Origin of the sequence: Lentzea rhizosphaerae (assembly GCF_042649515.1) — a bacterium.
In the GTDB taxonomy this organism is placed as follows: Bacteria; Actinomycetota; Actinomycetes; order Mycobacteriales; family Pseudonocardiaceae; genus Lentzea; species Lentzea aerocolonigenes.
The window spans coordinates 23,003-38,646 of sequence record NZ_JBHRZI010000009.1 but is presented as its reverse complement, the minus strand read 5'-3'; the positions used below and the strand labels follow the sequence as shown (position 1 = coordinate 38,646).

Below are 15,644 nucleotides of genomic sequence, written 5' to 3'. Positions count from 1 at the left end.
TTGGGCCCGGTTCCTGTGAGGTGCCTGTGCGGCGCCTGTCAGGAAGCTAGCGGCAAATCGAATGTTGTGAACATCCGGATGTTCTGAGTATTTTGATGTCATGGCAACTCGGCACCTCTACGTGGTGCGGCACGGTGCGGCGGATCCGTTCGGCGAGCTGACCGAGATCGGGCAACGGCAGGTGGAACTGCTCGGTCAGCGACTGGCGGGCCTGCCGATCGACGCGGTGTGGCATTCGCCGCTGGCCAGGGCGGTGCGGTCCGCGGAGATCATCGGTGGGTGCCTGCCGGGCGTCGCGGTGGGGGAGGCGGCCGAGCTCGTCGACCACGTGCCGCACGTGCCGGACGAGATCCCTGCCGCCTGGGCGGGATTCTTCGACGGGTACGACGCCGAGGAGGCCGCCGCGGGCGCACGTGTCGCCGCGGCGCTGATCGATCGCTTCGCCCGCCCCGCCGACGTCGAGACCCACGAGGTGCTGGTCACCCACGCGTATCCGGTGGCGTGGCTGGTGCGGCACGCCCTCGACGCCCCACCTGCCCGGTGGCTCGGGCTGAACTGCGGCAACACGGCGCTCACGGTGATCGAGCACCGGTCCGGCACGGCCCCGTCGTTGGTGCTGTACAACGACATGGGCCACCTTCCGCCGGACCTGCGCTGGACGGGGTTCGGGCCCGGCGTGCGGCCCTGATCAGCGTCCAAGCACGGCGTGGGCGGCGCTGAGACGGTCGGCGTCAGCGCGCGGTGAACGGTCGCCCGCCACGTCGTCCGCCCAGCCCAGCAACCGCTGCAGGTGCGTGTCCGCCGTGCTCGTCACGACGCGAGGGCTGCCGAGGACGACCTCGCCGCTGGTGCCGTCGATCGTGATGAGGGTGCCTTCGTCGAGGGCGAGGCCGGAAACTCCTACGACAGCGGGCTTTCCCATCGCCCTGGCCACGACTGCGGCGTGGCTCGCAGGCCCGCCGCGCGCGGTGAGGATGCCGGTGGCGGCGGCCAGGCCGCGCATGTCGTGCGGTGACGTTTCCGGGCGCACCAGGACGACCGGGCCGTCCACGGCCATGCGGACCGCGGTGTCCGCTGTGGTCGCCACCCGGCCGGTCGCGACACCGGGGCACGCTCCGAGCCCTCTGGCCACCACGGCCTCGCCCGGTGCGATCCGGGGTGTGCGGACGTGCCGGAGGTGGTGCGGCGAGACCCTGAGCAGTGCTTCGCGCCGGTCGAGCACGCCTTCCTCGGCGAGGTCGGTCGCCACGCGAACCGCGGCGGTGCCACCGAACCGGCCCGGCCGGACCTGAAGCAGCCACAGCTCACCGGCCTCGTAGGTGAACTCGACGTAGCACGCGTCGCGGTAGTGCGCCTCGACCCGGCTCAGCGCGTCGAGCAGACCGGCCCACACCGCCGGCTCCCGGTCGGCCAGTTCCCGGAGGGGAAACGTCGAAGTGGAACCCGAGACGACGGCGTCTCCCCGGCGTCCGAAAAGGACGTCGCCGAACGGAACCTTCGCACCGGTGTTGGGATCACGGCTGAACGCGACCCCGGTACCGCTGTGCTCGTCGCGGTCGCCGAACACCATCCTCTGCACGACGGCGGCGGTGCCCAGATCGTGCGGGATGTCGTTCAGTTCCCGGTAGGTGCGTGCGCGTGGCGTGTTCCACGACGAGAACACGGTCTCCACCGCCGACCGCGCATCGTCCGCGGACGTGAGTTCCAGGTTGAGGATCGTGTTCATCATGCCCGGCATCGACACGGGTGCCCCGGAGCGAACGGACACGACATCGAAACCGGCGACGGCCGTCGCGAGCTCCTCGTCGAGCCCGTCGGGCAGGCGTCCGTCGTGCAGGAACGCGCGACAGGCCTCCGTGGTGACGACGAACGCCTCCGGCACCGGCAGTCCGAGCCGGTGCAGCACGACCAGGCCGTGAGCCTTGCCTCCCAGCACTTCCGCGGTCTCGTCGACCTCGGCGGAGAGCCGCCGGATCCACCTCATCGCGGAATTCCCAGCGTGGCGAGCAGATCTTCGTGCAGCTCCGCCCAGATGGCGTGGTACGACGAGGTGCTGTCGGCCAGCTCTTCCAGCTTCCCCGCCCTGGTGCGGTCGAGGGCTTCGGTCAGGCGGACGTGGTAGCGGCCGAACCGGGACAACGCGGCGGACAGCTCGGCGCAGACGACAGCGGCACGCCGGTGGAAGTCGGCGAACCTGTCGAGGACGCGGGCGTCGTAGGACAGGTCGCGGTGGTCGTTGGCGATCATGACACCGTCAGCGGGCCGCAGCTGCCACGCCGTGCAGAGGTCGAGCAGTTCCGGGTTGAGCACGAGGAAACCGTCGAACGCCGTGGTGAGGGCGGGACGGGCGGCGGCGGACTCCAGCTCGTCGGTGATCCTCTCGACGTCCGCCGCGCGGCCGGCGTCGGTCAGGCTCCACACCGCGAAGTCGGCGTTGCGCGTGGTGAGGCCGGCGACGGCGAGGTCGATCAGCTCGGACTCGACGTCCGGCTCGGTGAGACCCGTGGTCGCCGCCAGCCTGGTGAGCCCGGCCGTGCCGACGCAGCGCAGGGCGTGCAGCACCAGCAGATCCGGCCCGCTCACGGCGTGGCCTTCCGGGCACCCGACACCGCGTGGCCGGCACCGCGCCCACCGGAGCGGGCGACGATCAGGCCGTCCTGGACGCGCACCGCGACCTCGGTCTCGTCACCGGGGTCCGCGACGCCGAGCGCCGAGGCCACCAGCGCGTCGTCGTCGAGGACCACCCGGACGTGCTGCCAGCTCTCGAGTGCGAACACCCGCCGCAGACAGGCGACGAGGTCGGTGATCCTGAGCCGGACGAGGCGGCCGGTCTCGGCGGGATCGCCGGTGACGACCACGATCGTCACCGGCTCACCCGAGCGGACGGCTTCCTCCGCGGCGCCCAGCCGACCGGCTCCCAGCACCGCGACCAGGCCGTCGGAGGTGAGGTCGACCGGCCGGCCGGTGATCTGGTCGACGAGCCCTTCTGGTGCGTCCCAGGTGTCCGCACAGGGCTTCGCCGGGGTGACGAACGGCAGGTGCGGCGGAGCCCAGGTGTCCCCGAACTTGATGCCGGCGAGGTGCACGCACGCGTGGGTGACGTCGAAGGGATCACCGAACCCGGGCGCGATCTCGGCCCGGTGGCTCGCGCCCTCCAGCAGGGTGAGCGCCAGTTCGGCGAGCCGCACCCGGCGTGGTGGTTCGCCCGCTTCGAGTGCGAGGGCGAGCAGCAACCCCTCCAGCCGGGCGACCTGCGCCAGGACCTCGCGGGAGTGCTCGTCGTCGAGGACCCCGTCCAACGAGCGCAGCTGCAGGCGCCCACCCCACGCCGAGCCACCCAGCGGCAGCCGTTCGAGCCAGACCCTGGCGAAGTTCTCCAGGGCGTCGTCCAGCGACTCGGGCGGCGTCGGAGACTCTCCGCCACCAGCCTCGACCAGGTCGATCAGCACCGCCAGGTACAGCGCGCGTTTGCTCGGGAAGTTGGAGTACACCGCGCCACGGGTCAGCTCGGCCCGTTCCGCGATCCGGTCGACCTTCGCCAGGGCGTAGCCGCGCTCGGTGAACTCCGCCTTCGCCGCAGCCAGCACTGATGCTCGCGTGCGTTCCTGCTGTTGTGCTCGTGTCAGCCGAACCATGAACATCAGGATACTCACAAAATCCGGATGTTCTGAACATCTACTTCAGGGTGAGCAGCACGGTGCTGGAGCCGTGTCGGGGATTGAGCTTCAGCACCGTGCCGCCGAACGTGCCGGGCGTTGAGGAGACGGACGCCCAGCCCGTTGCTCTGCCGCGCAGCTCTTCGGCGGTCGACGCCGGCAGCGGCTTGCCGTCGATCACCACGCGTTTCACGTTGGCCGGCACCATCAGCTGCGACTGGGCGGGAGCGCCGGTGAGCCGGACGAGGAGGTGCTTGCCGGACGAGTGGACCCCGACGTTGCCGAACCTGCCGTCCGCCGTCGGTGACACGAGCCAGCCCGCGCGGTCCTCGCGATCCAGGTCGTTCACGCCCCACGGCTGTGACCACACGTCCGGCGTGCGGAAGTTGAACGGCATCGCGGAAGACGCCCGCAGGTACAGCGGGAACTCGTCCAAGGTGGTCTCCCGGGTGATGGTCCGCCCGCCGGTCACCCGAGCACCGGAGAACAGGTCGATCCACTCACCGCGCGGCAGCCACACGTCGACCGGGGTCGGCTTCCCCGCCGCGCCGTCGGTCTCGGCGCGGTCCGCGGTCACGGGAGCCGCGAGCAGGTCCGGCCCGACCATGAACTGCTGGTCCGCCTTCCACGCCTCGGCGTCGGCGGGATACCGGAACGCCATCGGCTGGGTGATCGGCGTGCCGTCCCGGTGCGCGCGGACGGCCTGCGCGTACAGGTACGGGAACAGTTCGTAGTGCAGCACCGCGGCACGCTTGAACCGGTCGAACGTCGCCGCGTCGTACACCCACGGCGTCGAGTTGCGGCCCGAACTGCCGACCTGGAACACCGGCGTCACGGCGGACTGCTGCGCCCACCGCACGAACAGCGACTCGGACGGGCCGCCACCGAGGTTGCGGTAGCCGCCGATGTCCGAGCCGTGCACCGGGTGGCCGGAGATCCACGAGTTGATCCCCCGGCGGGTCGTGAGCCGCAGGCCGTCGAAGCTCATGTCCGCGTCGGCCTGCCAGAACCCGTGCAGGAGCCCCGGCATCCCGTCGCCGCCCGCGCGGAACAACGTCGTGTAGTCGTCGCCGTACACCTTCCGCAGCGTCTTGACCACGGATTCGGCGTACAGCAACGGGTACTGGTTGTGGATCAACGTGCCGGGCCCGCCCGCGAACGTCGTCTCCTCGAAGTTGTGCTCCTCGCCCCGGTCGCCCTTGACGAAGTTCACGCCCATCCGGAACACGGCTTCGAGCTTCGCCTCGTAGTGAGCGCGCGCCACCGGGTTCGTGAGGTCGATGTCCCAGACGTTGGTGCGGTCGGACTGGGCGAACGAGCCGGCGGGGTAGTCGTGCGGGCACTCCTTGCCGTCCGACATCTTGTTCAGGAACGGCGCCACCCACACACCCATGTTCACGCCGCGAGAACGCATCCAGTCGATCGTGCCCTGCGCGTCCGGGTACATCGTCCGGTCGAACTTCAACGCGCCGATGCACGCGTAGGTCGGCCGCGCGCCGACCGGACCCTGCTCCCACGGGTTGTCCACCCACAAGGTCGACAGCGGGACACCCCGTGCCTGGAACTGCGTGACGTCCTCGACGACCTCGTCAGAGTGGTTGTACTTGTCCCGCCACTTCGTCAACGCGAACTGGCGCGCCGGTGGCAGGGTGGGTGTGCCGACGCGCTTGAAGTACGCCGAGTTCACCTGCTGCGGCGAACCCGCGTAGACCTCGTAGTCGAGCCGCGAGGTCTTGAAACACAGCTGGATCCGGTCCGGCACGCCGAACGTGACGGGGCAGGGCGCGGGCTTGTCCGCGCAGTGGTCGTCGGCGAGAGCGCCGGGGAACGCGGTCCTGCCGATCGCCTTCGTGTCCGCGTACACGCCGTAGCCCGCGCTGGAGATGAAGAACGTCGACGGCGCGCCGTTCTTGTTGCACTTGCCGAAGTTCGACGCTCCGACGAACACGGCCTTGTTCAGCAGCACGCGCCGTTGCAGGTCGACGAACATGGTGTGCGCGCCGCCGCCGAGGAAGTGCTCTTCCAACGACCCGGTGAGGTTCGCGGAAACCTGGGCCACGCCGAGAGAAGGCTCCAGCGTCCACCCGACCCGCAGGCCGCGCTCGGTCCGCGTCACGACAACAGAAGCGCTCCTGGATGTCTCGGTGGTCGCCACGACGTACCGCACACCACCCGGAACCCGTTTCTGCGCAATGACCTTCGTCAACGAGTGCTGCGTACCGTCCGCGAGCCGGTACGACGTCTCGCGCTGGCCCGTCAGCGTGCGGCGGCCGTCCTGGAAGTCCAGCGAGAACGGGTCGTTCACCGCCTTCCACGACAGGCCGGATCCCGCGAGAGCGACCGGCGCGCCGGCGGAGAGCCCGGCCGCGACCAGGAGAAGTGCCAGCAGGTACCTCATGCCGGCACCACCCCGTTGATCGTGGTGTTGCGGAACACCAGGCCGTCGGTGTGCTCGATCAGGTTCGGCGCGGTGATGCCGGTGAACGTCGAGTTGGTGATCCGTACGTTCCTGATGTGCTGCTGGGGAAAGCCCCGGAACGTCGCCGCGACCTTGCCGCCGTTGATCCGCATGCGGTCGATCGTCAGGTTGTCGATCCGCGGGAAGAAGCCTTTGGTGCCGCCGTTCTGGTAGTACATCGAGACGAACAGGACCTCCCGCTCCACGTTCTGGCCGAAGACGTTGCGCAGGTGCACGCCGTCGATCACACCCCCGCGGTCCTGGTTCGTCTTGACGTACAACGCGTGCTTGACCGGATATCGGCCGGGGTAGTCCGGCGCGTTGATCTCGCAGTCGCGGCAGAAGACCTTCCGCACACCACCGGACATCTCGCTGCCGATCGTGATCCCGCCCCAGCGGCCGGAGAACTTGCAGCGCTCCACCACGATGTGGGTGGACGGGATGCCGACCCGCCGTCCGTCGGCATCCCGTCCGCTCTTCACCACGACGCAGTCGTCGTTGGTGTTGAACTTGGAGTCGTGCACGTGCGCGTAGGAGGACGAGTCGAGGTCGACGCCGTCGCCCTGCGAGTTCGTCGAGTAGATCTCGATCCGCCGCACGGTGATGTTCTGCGAGAACACGAAGTGCAGCGACCACATGGCCGGGTTCTTGATCAGCACGTCCTCGACGAGCAGGTTCCGGCAGCGGAAGAACTGGATCATGTTCGGCCGCATGTTCTTGCCGACGCCCATGATGCGTTCCTCGACGGGGACGCCGTCCTCGCCCCACTGCCGCAGCAAGGCCGTCGAGCCGGCTCCCCAGCTCGCCCACTTGCCGCTGACGGCGTCCCCGTCGAGGGTGCCGCGACCGGTGATCGCGACGTTCTTCTGCTCGAACGCGTAGATGAACGGTTGGTAGTTGTGGCAGAGCGTGCCTTCCCAGCGGGTGAGCACGAGCGGCAGGTAGTCGTCGGGATCGGTGGAGAACTTGATCGTGGCGCCCTCGCTCACGTGCAGCTCCACATCGGACAACAGTCTGACTCCGCCGGTGAGGAACGTTCCCGGTGGAACGACTACACGTCCGCCGCCCGCGTTGTGGCACGTCGTGATCGCCTTGTGGAACGCCTCCGTGTTCTTGGTGATGCCGTCACTCTTCGCGCCGAACGCGGTGACGTCGTAGTCCTTCCTGCGGAACCGCGGCGGGCAGATGCGGGCCAGGATCAACGGGACCTCGCGCCACGGGTCCGGTGCGGCGGTCGCCACGCCCGCCGGGAGCAGGAGACCAGCGGCCGTCAGGCCCGACACGCGCGCGAAATCACGACGGGACAAGGACATCTCAGACCTTCTTCCCGTTGATGGTGACGTTCGTGAACGTGGTGCCGTCCGCGTTCTTCACGCTCGGCTTGGCCGTGGTCACGTTCGTGAACGTGCTGTTGGAGATCGCGACGTTCCTGATGTGCGACTCGCTCAGGCCGTCCAGCGTGACCGCTGTCTTCTTGACCCCGTTGACGGTGAAGCCGTCGGCGGTGATGTTCTGCACCTTCGGGTTCACGACCGGGCCGTAGCCGGGGCCGGTGAGGCTGTAGTTCAGCGTCACCATGATCGCCTCGCGGTCGACGTCGGTCGCCTTGATGCGCCGGGCGTGGATGTTCTCGACGGTGCCGCCGCGCCGCTTGTTCGTCTTGATGTACAGGACGTGGAACGGTTTGTACGACGAGCCCTTCTTCACCGTGCAGTCCTGGAAGAACACGTTGCGCACGCCGCCGGACATCTCGCTGCCGACCGTCAGCGCGCCCCAGCGGCCCTCGAACGAGCAGTTCTCGATGACGATGTTCTCGCTCGCCACCCCCACGCGCCGGCCGTCGGCGTCACGGCCAGCCTTGATCGCGATGCCGTCGTCGCCGCAGTCGAACCGGCACCCGGTGATGTGGACGTACTGCGAGGACTCGGGGTCGCAGCCGTCGACCATGCCGCCGCGGCTGTAGACGAAGATGCCGCGGATCGTCACGTTCGTGCACAGCACGGGGTGGACGTTCCACATCGCCGAGTTCCGCAGCTGCACGCCCTCGACGAGGACGTTCCTGCACTCGTACAGCGTGATCATGTTCGGCTTGAGGTAGTGACCCATGCCGAACTTCCGGTCCGTCACGGGCTTGTTGTCGACTGCCTGCTTCTGCAGCTGCTCCCAGTCGGGCTGCCGCTTGCCGTCGTAGTCGAACCACGGACCGGACGGGCCCTGGCCGTCGATCAGGCCGGGGCCGGTGATCGCGATGTTCTCGGCCTTGCGGGCGTAGATGAACGACGAGAAGTTCATGCACTCGATGCCCTGCCACCGCGTGTAGACCAGCGGGAAGTCCTTGGGATCGGTCGAGAACCTGATGGTCGCACCCTCGGACACGACGAGGTTCACGTTGCTCAGCAGGGTGATCGCGCCGGTGAGGAAGACGCCCTTCGGCACGACGACCTGGCCACCGCCCGCCGCGTTGCACGCCTCGACGGCCTTCCGGAACGCCTCGGTGTTCTTCGTCTTGCCGTCGCCCTTGGCGCCGTAGGCGGTGATGTCGAACCTGGCGCTGGGAAACGCCGGCGGAACGATCTTCGCGAGGATCACCGGCACCTGGTCCCACGGCGACGGCTCCGAGGCCGACGCGGACGGGAACGAGCCGGACAACATCGTGACACCCGCGGTGGCACCGGCGACTTTGAGGAAGTCGCGGCGGCTGGTCTCCATCGGCCGTCCTTTCGCACGCATGCGTTGCTGCAACTGCGGCGGCGGCGACGATGAGAAGGTCTGTAAACCTTTTCAACCGATGTCTACACCTCTTTCCGGCCCCGCGTCAACGGCTGCCCGAAGTCGGCATACTGGCTTGCGTGCTCGGATTGCGTCCGGCGGAACTCGCGGTCTACGAGGCGCTCGTCGACTCGTACCAACTAGGTGTGACGGAGCTCTGTCTTGCCACCGAACTGGCTGAGCGGCCCGTGCGCGCCGCGCTGAAGTCCCTGACCGAGCTGGGGTTCGTCCACCAGGTCAACGGGCTGCACACCGCCGTCGCCCCGGACGTCGCGCTGGCGACGTACTTCCTGCACCGGGAGGACGACCTGCGCCGGGACCGGTTGCTGGCCGGTGAGCTGCAGGTCAGGTACGAACGGGCGGCGGGCGTGCGGGCCCCGGCGGACCTCGTCGAGGTGGTGCACGGGGCCGAGGCGATCTCGCGGCGGGTCGACCAGGTGATGCGCACGGCCAGGCGCGAGGTCTGCTTCGTGGACAAGCCCCCGTACGCCAAGGCGCCCACGGCGTTGCACCCGGTGGAGGAGGAGCTGCTGGGTCGCGGAGTGCGGTTCCGGGGCATCTACGAGCGCCAGGCGCTGGAGATGCACGACCTGCGCGCAGACCTGGAAATGGGGCTGTCGCTGGGGGAGGAGGCGCGGGTCGTCGCCGTCGCACCGACGAAGATGATCCTCGCGGACGCCCACCTGGGGCTGATCCCGTTGCACAGCACCGAGACCACGCTGGAGAGCGCGGTGATCGTGCACCGGTCCGCGCTGCTGGACTCGCTCGGGGCGTTGTTCGCGCGGTTGTGGGAGGACGCCGTGCCGCTGTCGCTGCCGGGCCAGCCCACCTCGAACGAGATCTCGATCGCGGACGCGCGGCTGCTCGCCCTGCTGGCCACCGGGCTCCCGGACCGCAGCATCGCGAAGCAGCTGGGGCTCAGTTATCGGACCTTTCAGCGGCGGCTGCACCGGCTGATGGACGAGCTGGGCGCGCAGACCCGTTTTCAGGCGGGCCTGCGCGCCGCGGCTCGAGGCGCGGGGTCCCTACTACCCCCGCCCCAGGACAGGACTCAGCCGCCGGAGTGAGTCCGGAAGGCCTTCTGCATGGTCTGCGTGACCGTGTTCCCCGCGCCGTCCCTCGCCTCCGTGCGCAGCCACACGTCGCCGCTGGGCTTGTCGATGGTGACCTGCCAGCGGTCCCCGTTCGGTTGAATCGCCGCCGGCCGCCACGTCTTGCCTTCATCCACCGACCACTGCACCTTCACCAGGGTGATGGGGGTGCTGCTGGACGCGTGCACGTGGTAGACGAACGTCTTGCCCGCCGGAGCGGAGTTCGTCAGGTCGAGCGGCAGGTCGTGGTGGAGCCGGATGAGCGGCTGGAACTGGCACGTCGCTTGGCCGGCGTGGCACGAGTAGCCGCGCGGGGGCGGGTTCTGCGACCGGTACGACTGGAACGTCCAGACCGTCTCGGTGCGCGGGGCGAGGGTGAACAACACCGGGTTGACCGCGCCCGTGATGGCTCCCGGAGTGTGGGTCTCGACCGCTTCCAGGCGGTAGGTCGCCTTCTCGGGCGCCATCTGGAAGGTGGGGTAGTACGCGAGCGGCTCCTGGTTCGCCGGGATCTCGCTGTTGTCCCGGAACAGCCGGATCTTGGTCGTCGTGAAGAACTTGCTGTTCTGATAGGGGTTCGTGTAATGGCCAGGGCTGTCATCGGCCCACTGCAGTGCCGGGACGAACGTGTCGCCTGCCCGGCAGTTGGAGCAGAGCTGCCGCCACGCGCCGTTGGCGGCCGGGTAGCGGGCCGGGTGGTCGGCCTGCAGCTCGATCGCGGTGCTGTGCATCGGGCCGGCGAACCACCGTTCGGTGGCGGGAGCGGCACCGGCTCGGAACACGTTCTCCTGGAACATGGTCATGACCGCGCGCTGGCCCTTGGTGTCCGTTCCGCTCAGCGTCACATGTCGCTTCCAGACGATACGGTCGTCGCCTGGACCGATGTACTCCGTCCACGCGGCGGGCGGGGTGAACGTGGTGCCGCGCAGGACCTGCGTCTGCCACAGGTCGGTCGGGAACGGGTACCAGGTCTTCTGCACGGACAGGCCGGGCTTGTCGGCGTGGTAGGAGGTCTTGCGCTCGATGAGCTTGGCTTGGTCGACCGTGGTGCGGTGGTTCTCCGGGATGCCGTTGGCGTCCAGGAAGCTCAGGTTGTACACCGCCTCCGGGCTGGGCCTGACGCTCAACTTCACCACGGCCTGCTTCGCGACGAACTCGCCGTCGGCGTTGCTCAGGCTCAACGACGGCAGCGCGGTGCTCGACAGTCCCGTGAGCGGAAGAGCGTCCGGTGCGTCCACATAGGACAAGATCGCCTTCTTGCCCGCCTGTGCCGCAGCGGTTGCGGCGGCGTTCGCGGCCTTCACCATGTTGGCGGGGGTGTCGGGCCTGATCTTCGTGAGCGCCGTGTCGCCGCCGATGGTCAGGTCTCGGTCGCCTGACCACTTCGCGGACAGCGTCCCGACGTCGCCGTCGGCCTGGAGCGTCCGGCCTCCCGAGACGGCGGTAACCGTCGCGGCCTGCAGGGTCACGTTGTCCTGCAGGGAGATCGCGCCTCGTTTCGCGGCGGCAGCAGGAGTGGTCCGGATCTCCCAGGGAGCTGAGCCGAGCGAGGCGTAGGTCTCCGTGATCAGCGGTGCCCGTTCGCCTGCGGCGGGTACTACGCGGCGCATGGTGACGGTCCGGTCACGTTGCTCGGTCCGGACCGGTGGCACGACCTCGACCGGCACGGTCTTGCGCGCGTCGAGTGCGACGGACGAGGCGTTGGAGACGGTGAGCTCCGGGGCCGCGAGCATGGACAGGCGACGGGTTCCCGCGGTGTTCTCGGTCGCCCACGTCACCAGCGAGTAGCGGCCGCTCGGCACGTTCGCGAGACCTTCGCCGTTCACGACGTCGAAGTAGTAGCTGAGGGTCTCGTCGAAGGGGTCGTTGACGTCGTCGCCGCCGTTGGAGTCGTCGATCAGCTGGCCGAGCGCGGGTGCCGGTGGCCGGCCTGCCGTGTCACGGACCTGCACCGACACCGGGAACGTCTGCGGCGCTTCGTACACGCTGACCGCGGTGCGCAAGGTGGTTCCCGCGCCGGTGGCCGTGACCGTTCCGCCGTACACGCCGGCCGGGCCCACCTCGGGGTCGAGGGTCAGCGTGGCGGAGGCCTTGGCCCTGGGCGGGATCGTAATCTGAGCCGGGCTGAGCTTGAACCCGGTGGTGGACTTCCCGTCCCAGCCCTTGATCGTCGCGGTGAGGTCGAGGGTGAGTGCGGCGTCGGAGTCGTTGACGTACTGCAGTTCCCTGGTGAGCACGTTGTCGGCGCCACGTCCGTACCGGCCGAAACACGCCGACGCGGTGGCGACGGCCTTCTGCGTGATCGCCCTCGCCACGTCGAGACGGCCAGCACCCTGCTCGTACCAGGGCATACCGACGTCGGTGGCGCTGGTGACGAGTGCGTTCTTCAACGTTTCCGCGGACCAGTCGGGATGCTGCTGGGCGAGCAACGCGGCGGCGCCCGCGACGTGCGGGGTGGCCATCGACGTGCCCGACGCGGCGGTGTAGCGGTCGTTGACCGGCGCGCCCATCGAGGTGTTCGCCGCACGGGCGGCCACGACGCCGACGCCCGGTGCGTTGATCTCGGGCTTCACATGGGCGTCGCCGATGCGCGGGCCGGTGCTGCTGAAGGGCGCCAGCTTGTTCTGCCGGTCGACCGCGCCGACGGTGAGGGCGGAGGCCGCGACGCCGGGAGAGGTGACCGAGTGACCAGCCGGGCCGTTGTTGCCCGCCGCCACCACGAACAGCACTCCGGTCTCGGCGGAGAGCCGGTCGACCAGTGCGCTGAGATCGTCGGTGCCGTCCGTGACATCGCCGCCGAGGCTGAGGTTGACGATCTTCGCCCCGGACCGGGCCGCCCACTCGATGCCGGCCATCACCTGAGAGGAGTCGGCTTCACCGGAGCCGTTGAACACCTTGGCGATCACGAGTTGCGCGCCGGGGGCGACACCTTTGTACCTGCCGTCGGAACCCTGACCGCTGCCCGCCACGGTCGCGGCGACGTGCGTGCCGTGGCCGTGCCGGTCGACGACGTCCGGCTCGTCGGAGAAGTTCTCCGTCGCGGTGATCTTCCCGGCGACGTCCGGGTGGTTGGCGTCGACACCGGTGTCGACGACGGCCACCGTGACTCCGGTGCCGTCCAGGCCTGCCTTCCACGCTTCGGGAGTGCCGATCTGTTTGGTGGTCTGGTCGAGGGCGACGTGGATCGGGCGGTCGTACTTCACCCGCACGCCCGACTTCACGCTCATGTCCAACGAGCGCCAGAACTCCTGTGCCTTGGCCTTCTCCACCCGGATCCCGGACGCGTTGAGGCTGCTGATCCGAGTGTGGGCGCTGGCCGAGAAGCCACCGGTCATCAGGACCGGAACCGTGGCCGTGCGGTCGTCGGACTGGCCGGTGCGCACGAGCTCGGTGACGTTGAACAGGGCACGTTCCACGGTGCCGGACGTGACGGCGCCGAGCGCGTCCGACGGGTAGACGTGCAGACCCTTTGCCGTCGTGATGGTGTGGAAGATCGGTTGCTCGCCGTCCCTCGGCGCGGCGTGGATCTGGGCGGTCCTGCGCCCGTCCGATCGTTCGGTGTAGTCGACGACGTCACCGGTGATGAGCGTGATCCGGTGCGAAGCCTCGGATGTCTGCGCCTGCGGTGGTGGCGACGGCGCGGCGGACGCGTGTGGTGCGACCAGTGTTGCCGCGGCGATGGCGAGTGCCAGAACTTGTCGAAACACGGCGCCCTCCTCGGTGATCAGTCACATGAGGATGAGGGGCCAGAAAACGTTGGGAAACAGGGAGAAGCGGCGGTTAGTCGCCGTTGGCGACATCGCGCCACACGCGAACGTGCCCAGGCCGTCGAGGGGCGACGGCCTGGGCACTTCGATGCACCCGCTTGACGGTCAGAGCGAGTTGATCAGAAGGTCCGCTCCTGCAGCGAGAAGTCACGCTGGTTGTTGTTCGTGTCCTGGTTCAGCAGGTTGCGGGTGTTGGAACCGGCGAGCTGCGCGGTGCGCTGGTTCTCGGGCTGCGCGTGAACGCCTTCCTTGGCAGCGACGACCGCGGACGAGAACGCCACACCGTCGATCTTGAACGCGTTGGGAGCGGCCGTGCCGAAGATCGCGACACCACCGTGCACCGGGATGCCTTCCTCGCCCATGAACCGCACCGGAAGAACGTTGGGGGTGGTGACGGTGCCGGAGAACTCGGCGCCGGTCAGCACGAGGCTGCTTCCGACGTTGTTCGCGGGCTGCAGCACGATCGACTCACCGGTCAGGTCGACCAGCGGGATCGTCTGGATCACTTCGTTGCGCTGGTTGTAGATCTTGAGAACCCAGTTGACCAGGTCGATTTGCTCGGGCGTGGTGTTGATGATTTCGATGGCCTCGTCGAGCGCCCCGTTCGGGCCCATCGTGGAGACCTCGTTGATCAGCACTGCCGGCAGCTGCATGACCTCGGGAGAGTCGGTCTCCTCGGCGGCCGACGCCATTCCAGCGAACGCGATGGTGCTCGCGATCGCCAGCGCAGCAGCTCCGCTCAGCAGTCGACGCATTGTCCTGTCCCTTCGAGAAAGTGAATTCGGGGTATTTCTCGTAGCGGCCGGTCTGGTCGAGGGGAACGACCTGTCTTGCCGCTGGGACTGACTTTGCTCGCATTCGTTCGGACTCGAAAGGGGCCATTAACGATTGGTTACATATTTTTTTCGCCGGGAGAAGGAATGCGGCACGTGAAGTCGTCGGCGTTGTGATCCGTGTCGTGGGAGTCCGCGTCACGGCCGAGCGATGAATCGGCACACGGGGTCGCAGGGCCCGCTTCCCGGCACGGTGACGAGGAGCTCAGGCCCACGCTGTCGGTGTGCGCTCCGTACCGGTTCCTGGCGATTACGCCGGTTCCGTCCACGGTGTCCACCACGAGTCCGTTCGGGACGGTTCCGCTGAACGCGGAGCCGACTATCACGAAGTATTCACCCGGTGGCAGGACGGTGTTGGGTGAGATGGTGGCGAGGATTCGCGCAGTGCCGCCGGAGCACGACTGGACCGTCCATCCTCCGACGTCTGCGGTAGTGGAGCCGGTGTTGCGCAGTTCGACGAATCCCGAGGGGCCGAGTGAGATCTCGTTCACTTTGACCGGGGAAACCCCCGGCGAGCTGCCGAACGTGCTACCGGCGAGTAGCAAAAACGTTGCGACGGAGTTTCCGAAGGCTGTCACGTCACGCAGTCTGGCCCCCTGTGCGCGGACGCACAGGGGGCCAAAGGTCCTTCCTGCCTGGGACTTGTGGGAGGGCGGCGCCCACGGCGGCCGTCGGGCACCGCCCTCCGGCGGGCGGGCAGACCCCTGCCGTCTGCCCGCACTCCGCTAGTGAGAGTGGTCCTCTGTCTTGGCCCTGCGGCATTCCCGTTCGATCACCGCGGCACGGTCGACCTCGGCGTGCGGCACATCGAGCGCCGCGCTGATCCAGGCACGCCAGTAGGGGCCGGGAATGCGTTTACCGCGCTCCCATCTCGACACTTCTTCACGGGTGACGCTGTCGTTTTGTGAGATCTCGCACAACAGGTCCGCGAGTTCGCGCTGGGTGAGGCCCTGCTCTCGCCGCGCCTGTGGAATCAAGGCGGTAATCGGCGGGGTGTCCTGGTGCTCGTGGGCTTGACGGACTGCCTTGAGCACGGTTCTGCTCCGTTTCAGTGAGATGGCGGGTGCGTC

Annotated in this window: 12 protein-coding genes; 2 read left to right on the top strand and 10 right to left on the bottom strand. The window is 68.4% G+C overall.

Annotated elements, in window-relative coordinates; genetic code table 11:
• The first annotated feature begins 100 nt into the window (after positions 1–100).
• Positions 101–688 (top strand): histidine phosphatase family protein, encoded by a 588-nt coding sequence (locus ACFOWZ_RS06060; protein WP_382369986.1) that lies wholly within the window; start codon positions 101–103, stop codon positions 686–688.
• Here the strand turns inward: ACFOWZ_RS06060 and ACFOWZ_RS06055 are convergent, their stop codons facing one another.
• The 6 genes from ACFOWZ_RS06055 to ACFOWZ_RS06030 are packed head-to-tail and all read right to left on the bottom strand — an operon-like array spanning position 689 to position 8,823.
• Positions 689–1,984 (bottom strand): PEP/pyruvate-binding domain-containing protein, encoded by a 1,296-nt coding sequence (locus ACFOWZ_RS06055; protein WP_382369984.1) that lies wholly within the window; start codon positions 1,982–1,984, stop codon positions 689–691.
• The gene (locus ACFOWZ_RS06050; RefSeq protein ID WP_382369982.1) at positions 1,981–2,583 is read right to left on the bottom strand and encodes a transcriptional regulator; all 603 of its coding nucleotides are present in this window, start codon (positions 2,581–2,583) and stop codon (positions 1,981–1,983) included. The genes ACFOWZ_RS06055 and ACFOWZ_RS06050 overlap by 4 nt, the downstream gene beginning before the upstream one ends.
• Entirely contained in the window at positions 2,580–3,635 is a 1,056-nt protein-coding gene (locus tag ACFOWZ_RS06045; RefSeq protein WP_382369980.1) for a TetR family transcriptional regulator, read from the bottom strand. The genes ACFOWZ_RS06050 and ACFOWZ_RS06045 overlap by 4 nt, the downstream gene beginning before the upstream one ends.
• Before the next feature lie 40 nt (positions 3,636–3,675).
• Positions 3,676–6,054 (bottom strand): TIM-barrel domain-containing protein, encoded by a 2,379-nt coding sequence (locus ACFOWZ_RS06040; RefSeq protein ID WP_382369978.1) that lies wholly within the window; start codon positions 6,052–6,054, stop codon positions 3,676–3,678.
• A complete protein-coding gene (locus ACFOWZ_RS06035) occupies positions 6,051–7,427 on the bottom strand; it encodes a glycoside hydrolase family 28 protein (protein ID WP_382369976.1) in 1,377 nt (458 codons plus the stop codon). Before ACFOWZ_RS06035 ends, ACFOWZ_RS06040 begins: the two co-directional genes overlap by 4 nt.
• A gap of 1 nt (position 7,428) precedes the next feature.
• Entirely contained in the window at positions 7,429–8,823 is a 1,395-nt protein-coding gene (locus tag ACFOWZ_RS06030) for a glycosyl hydrolase family 28 protein (protein WP_382369974.1), read from the bottom strand.
• A 140-nt stretch (positions 8,824–8,963) separates the two neighbouring features.
• On the opposite strand from ACFOWZ_RS06030, the gene ACFOWZ_RS06025 reads away from it, so the two are divergent.
• The gene (locus ACFOWZ_RS06025; protein WP_382369972.1) at positions 8,964–9,950 is read left to right on the top strand and encodes a helix-turn-helix domain-containing protein; all 987 of its coding nucleotides are present in this window, start codon (positions 8,964–8,966) and stop codon (positions 9,948–9,950) included.
• On the opposite strand, the gene ACFOWZ_RS06020 is transcribed toward ACFOWZ_RS06025, so the two are convergent.
• From ACFOWZ_RS06020 to ACFOWZ_RS06005, 4 genes are all read right to left on the bottom strand, one after another.
• The gene (locus ACFOWZ_RS06020) at positions 9,935–13,681 is read right to left on the bottom strand and encodes a S8 family serine peptidase (RefSeq protein ID WP_382369970.1); all 3,747 of its coding nucleotides are present in this window, start codon (positions 13,679–13,681) and stop codon (positions 9,935–9,937) included. The two genes, ACFOWZ_RS06025 and ACFOWZ_RS06020, sit on opposite strands and share 16 nt — an antisense overlap.
• Positions 13,682–13,860: 179 nt before the next feature.
• Positions 13,861–14,496, bottom strand: coding sequence for a lamin tail domain-containing protein (locus ACFOWZ_RS06015; protein ID WP_382369968.1), 636 nt, complete (start codon positions 14,494–14,496; stop codon positions 13,861–13,863).
• A 137-nt stretch (positions 14,497–14,633) separates the two neighbouring features.
• Positions 14,634–15,152 (bottom strand): lamin tail domain-containing protein, encoded by a 519-nt coding sequence (locus ACFOWZ_RS06010; RefSeq protein ID WP_382369966.1) that lies wholly within the window; start codon positions 15,150–15,152, stop codon positions 14,634–14,636.
• 147 nt (positions 15,153–15,299) lie between these two features.
• A complete protein-coding gene (locus tag ACFOWZ_RS06005) occupies positions 15,300–15,608 on the bottom strand; it encodes a helix-turn-helix transcriptional regulator (protein ID WP_035914049.1) in 309 nt (102 codons plus the stop codon).
• Positions 15,609–15,644: the final 36 nt, after the last annotated feature.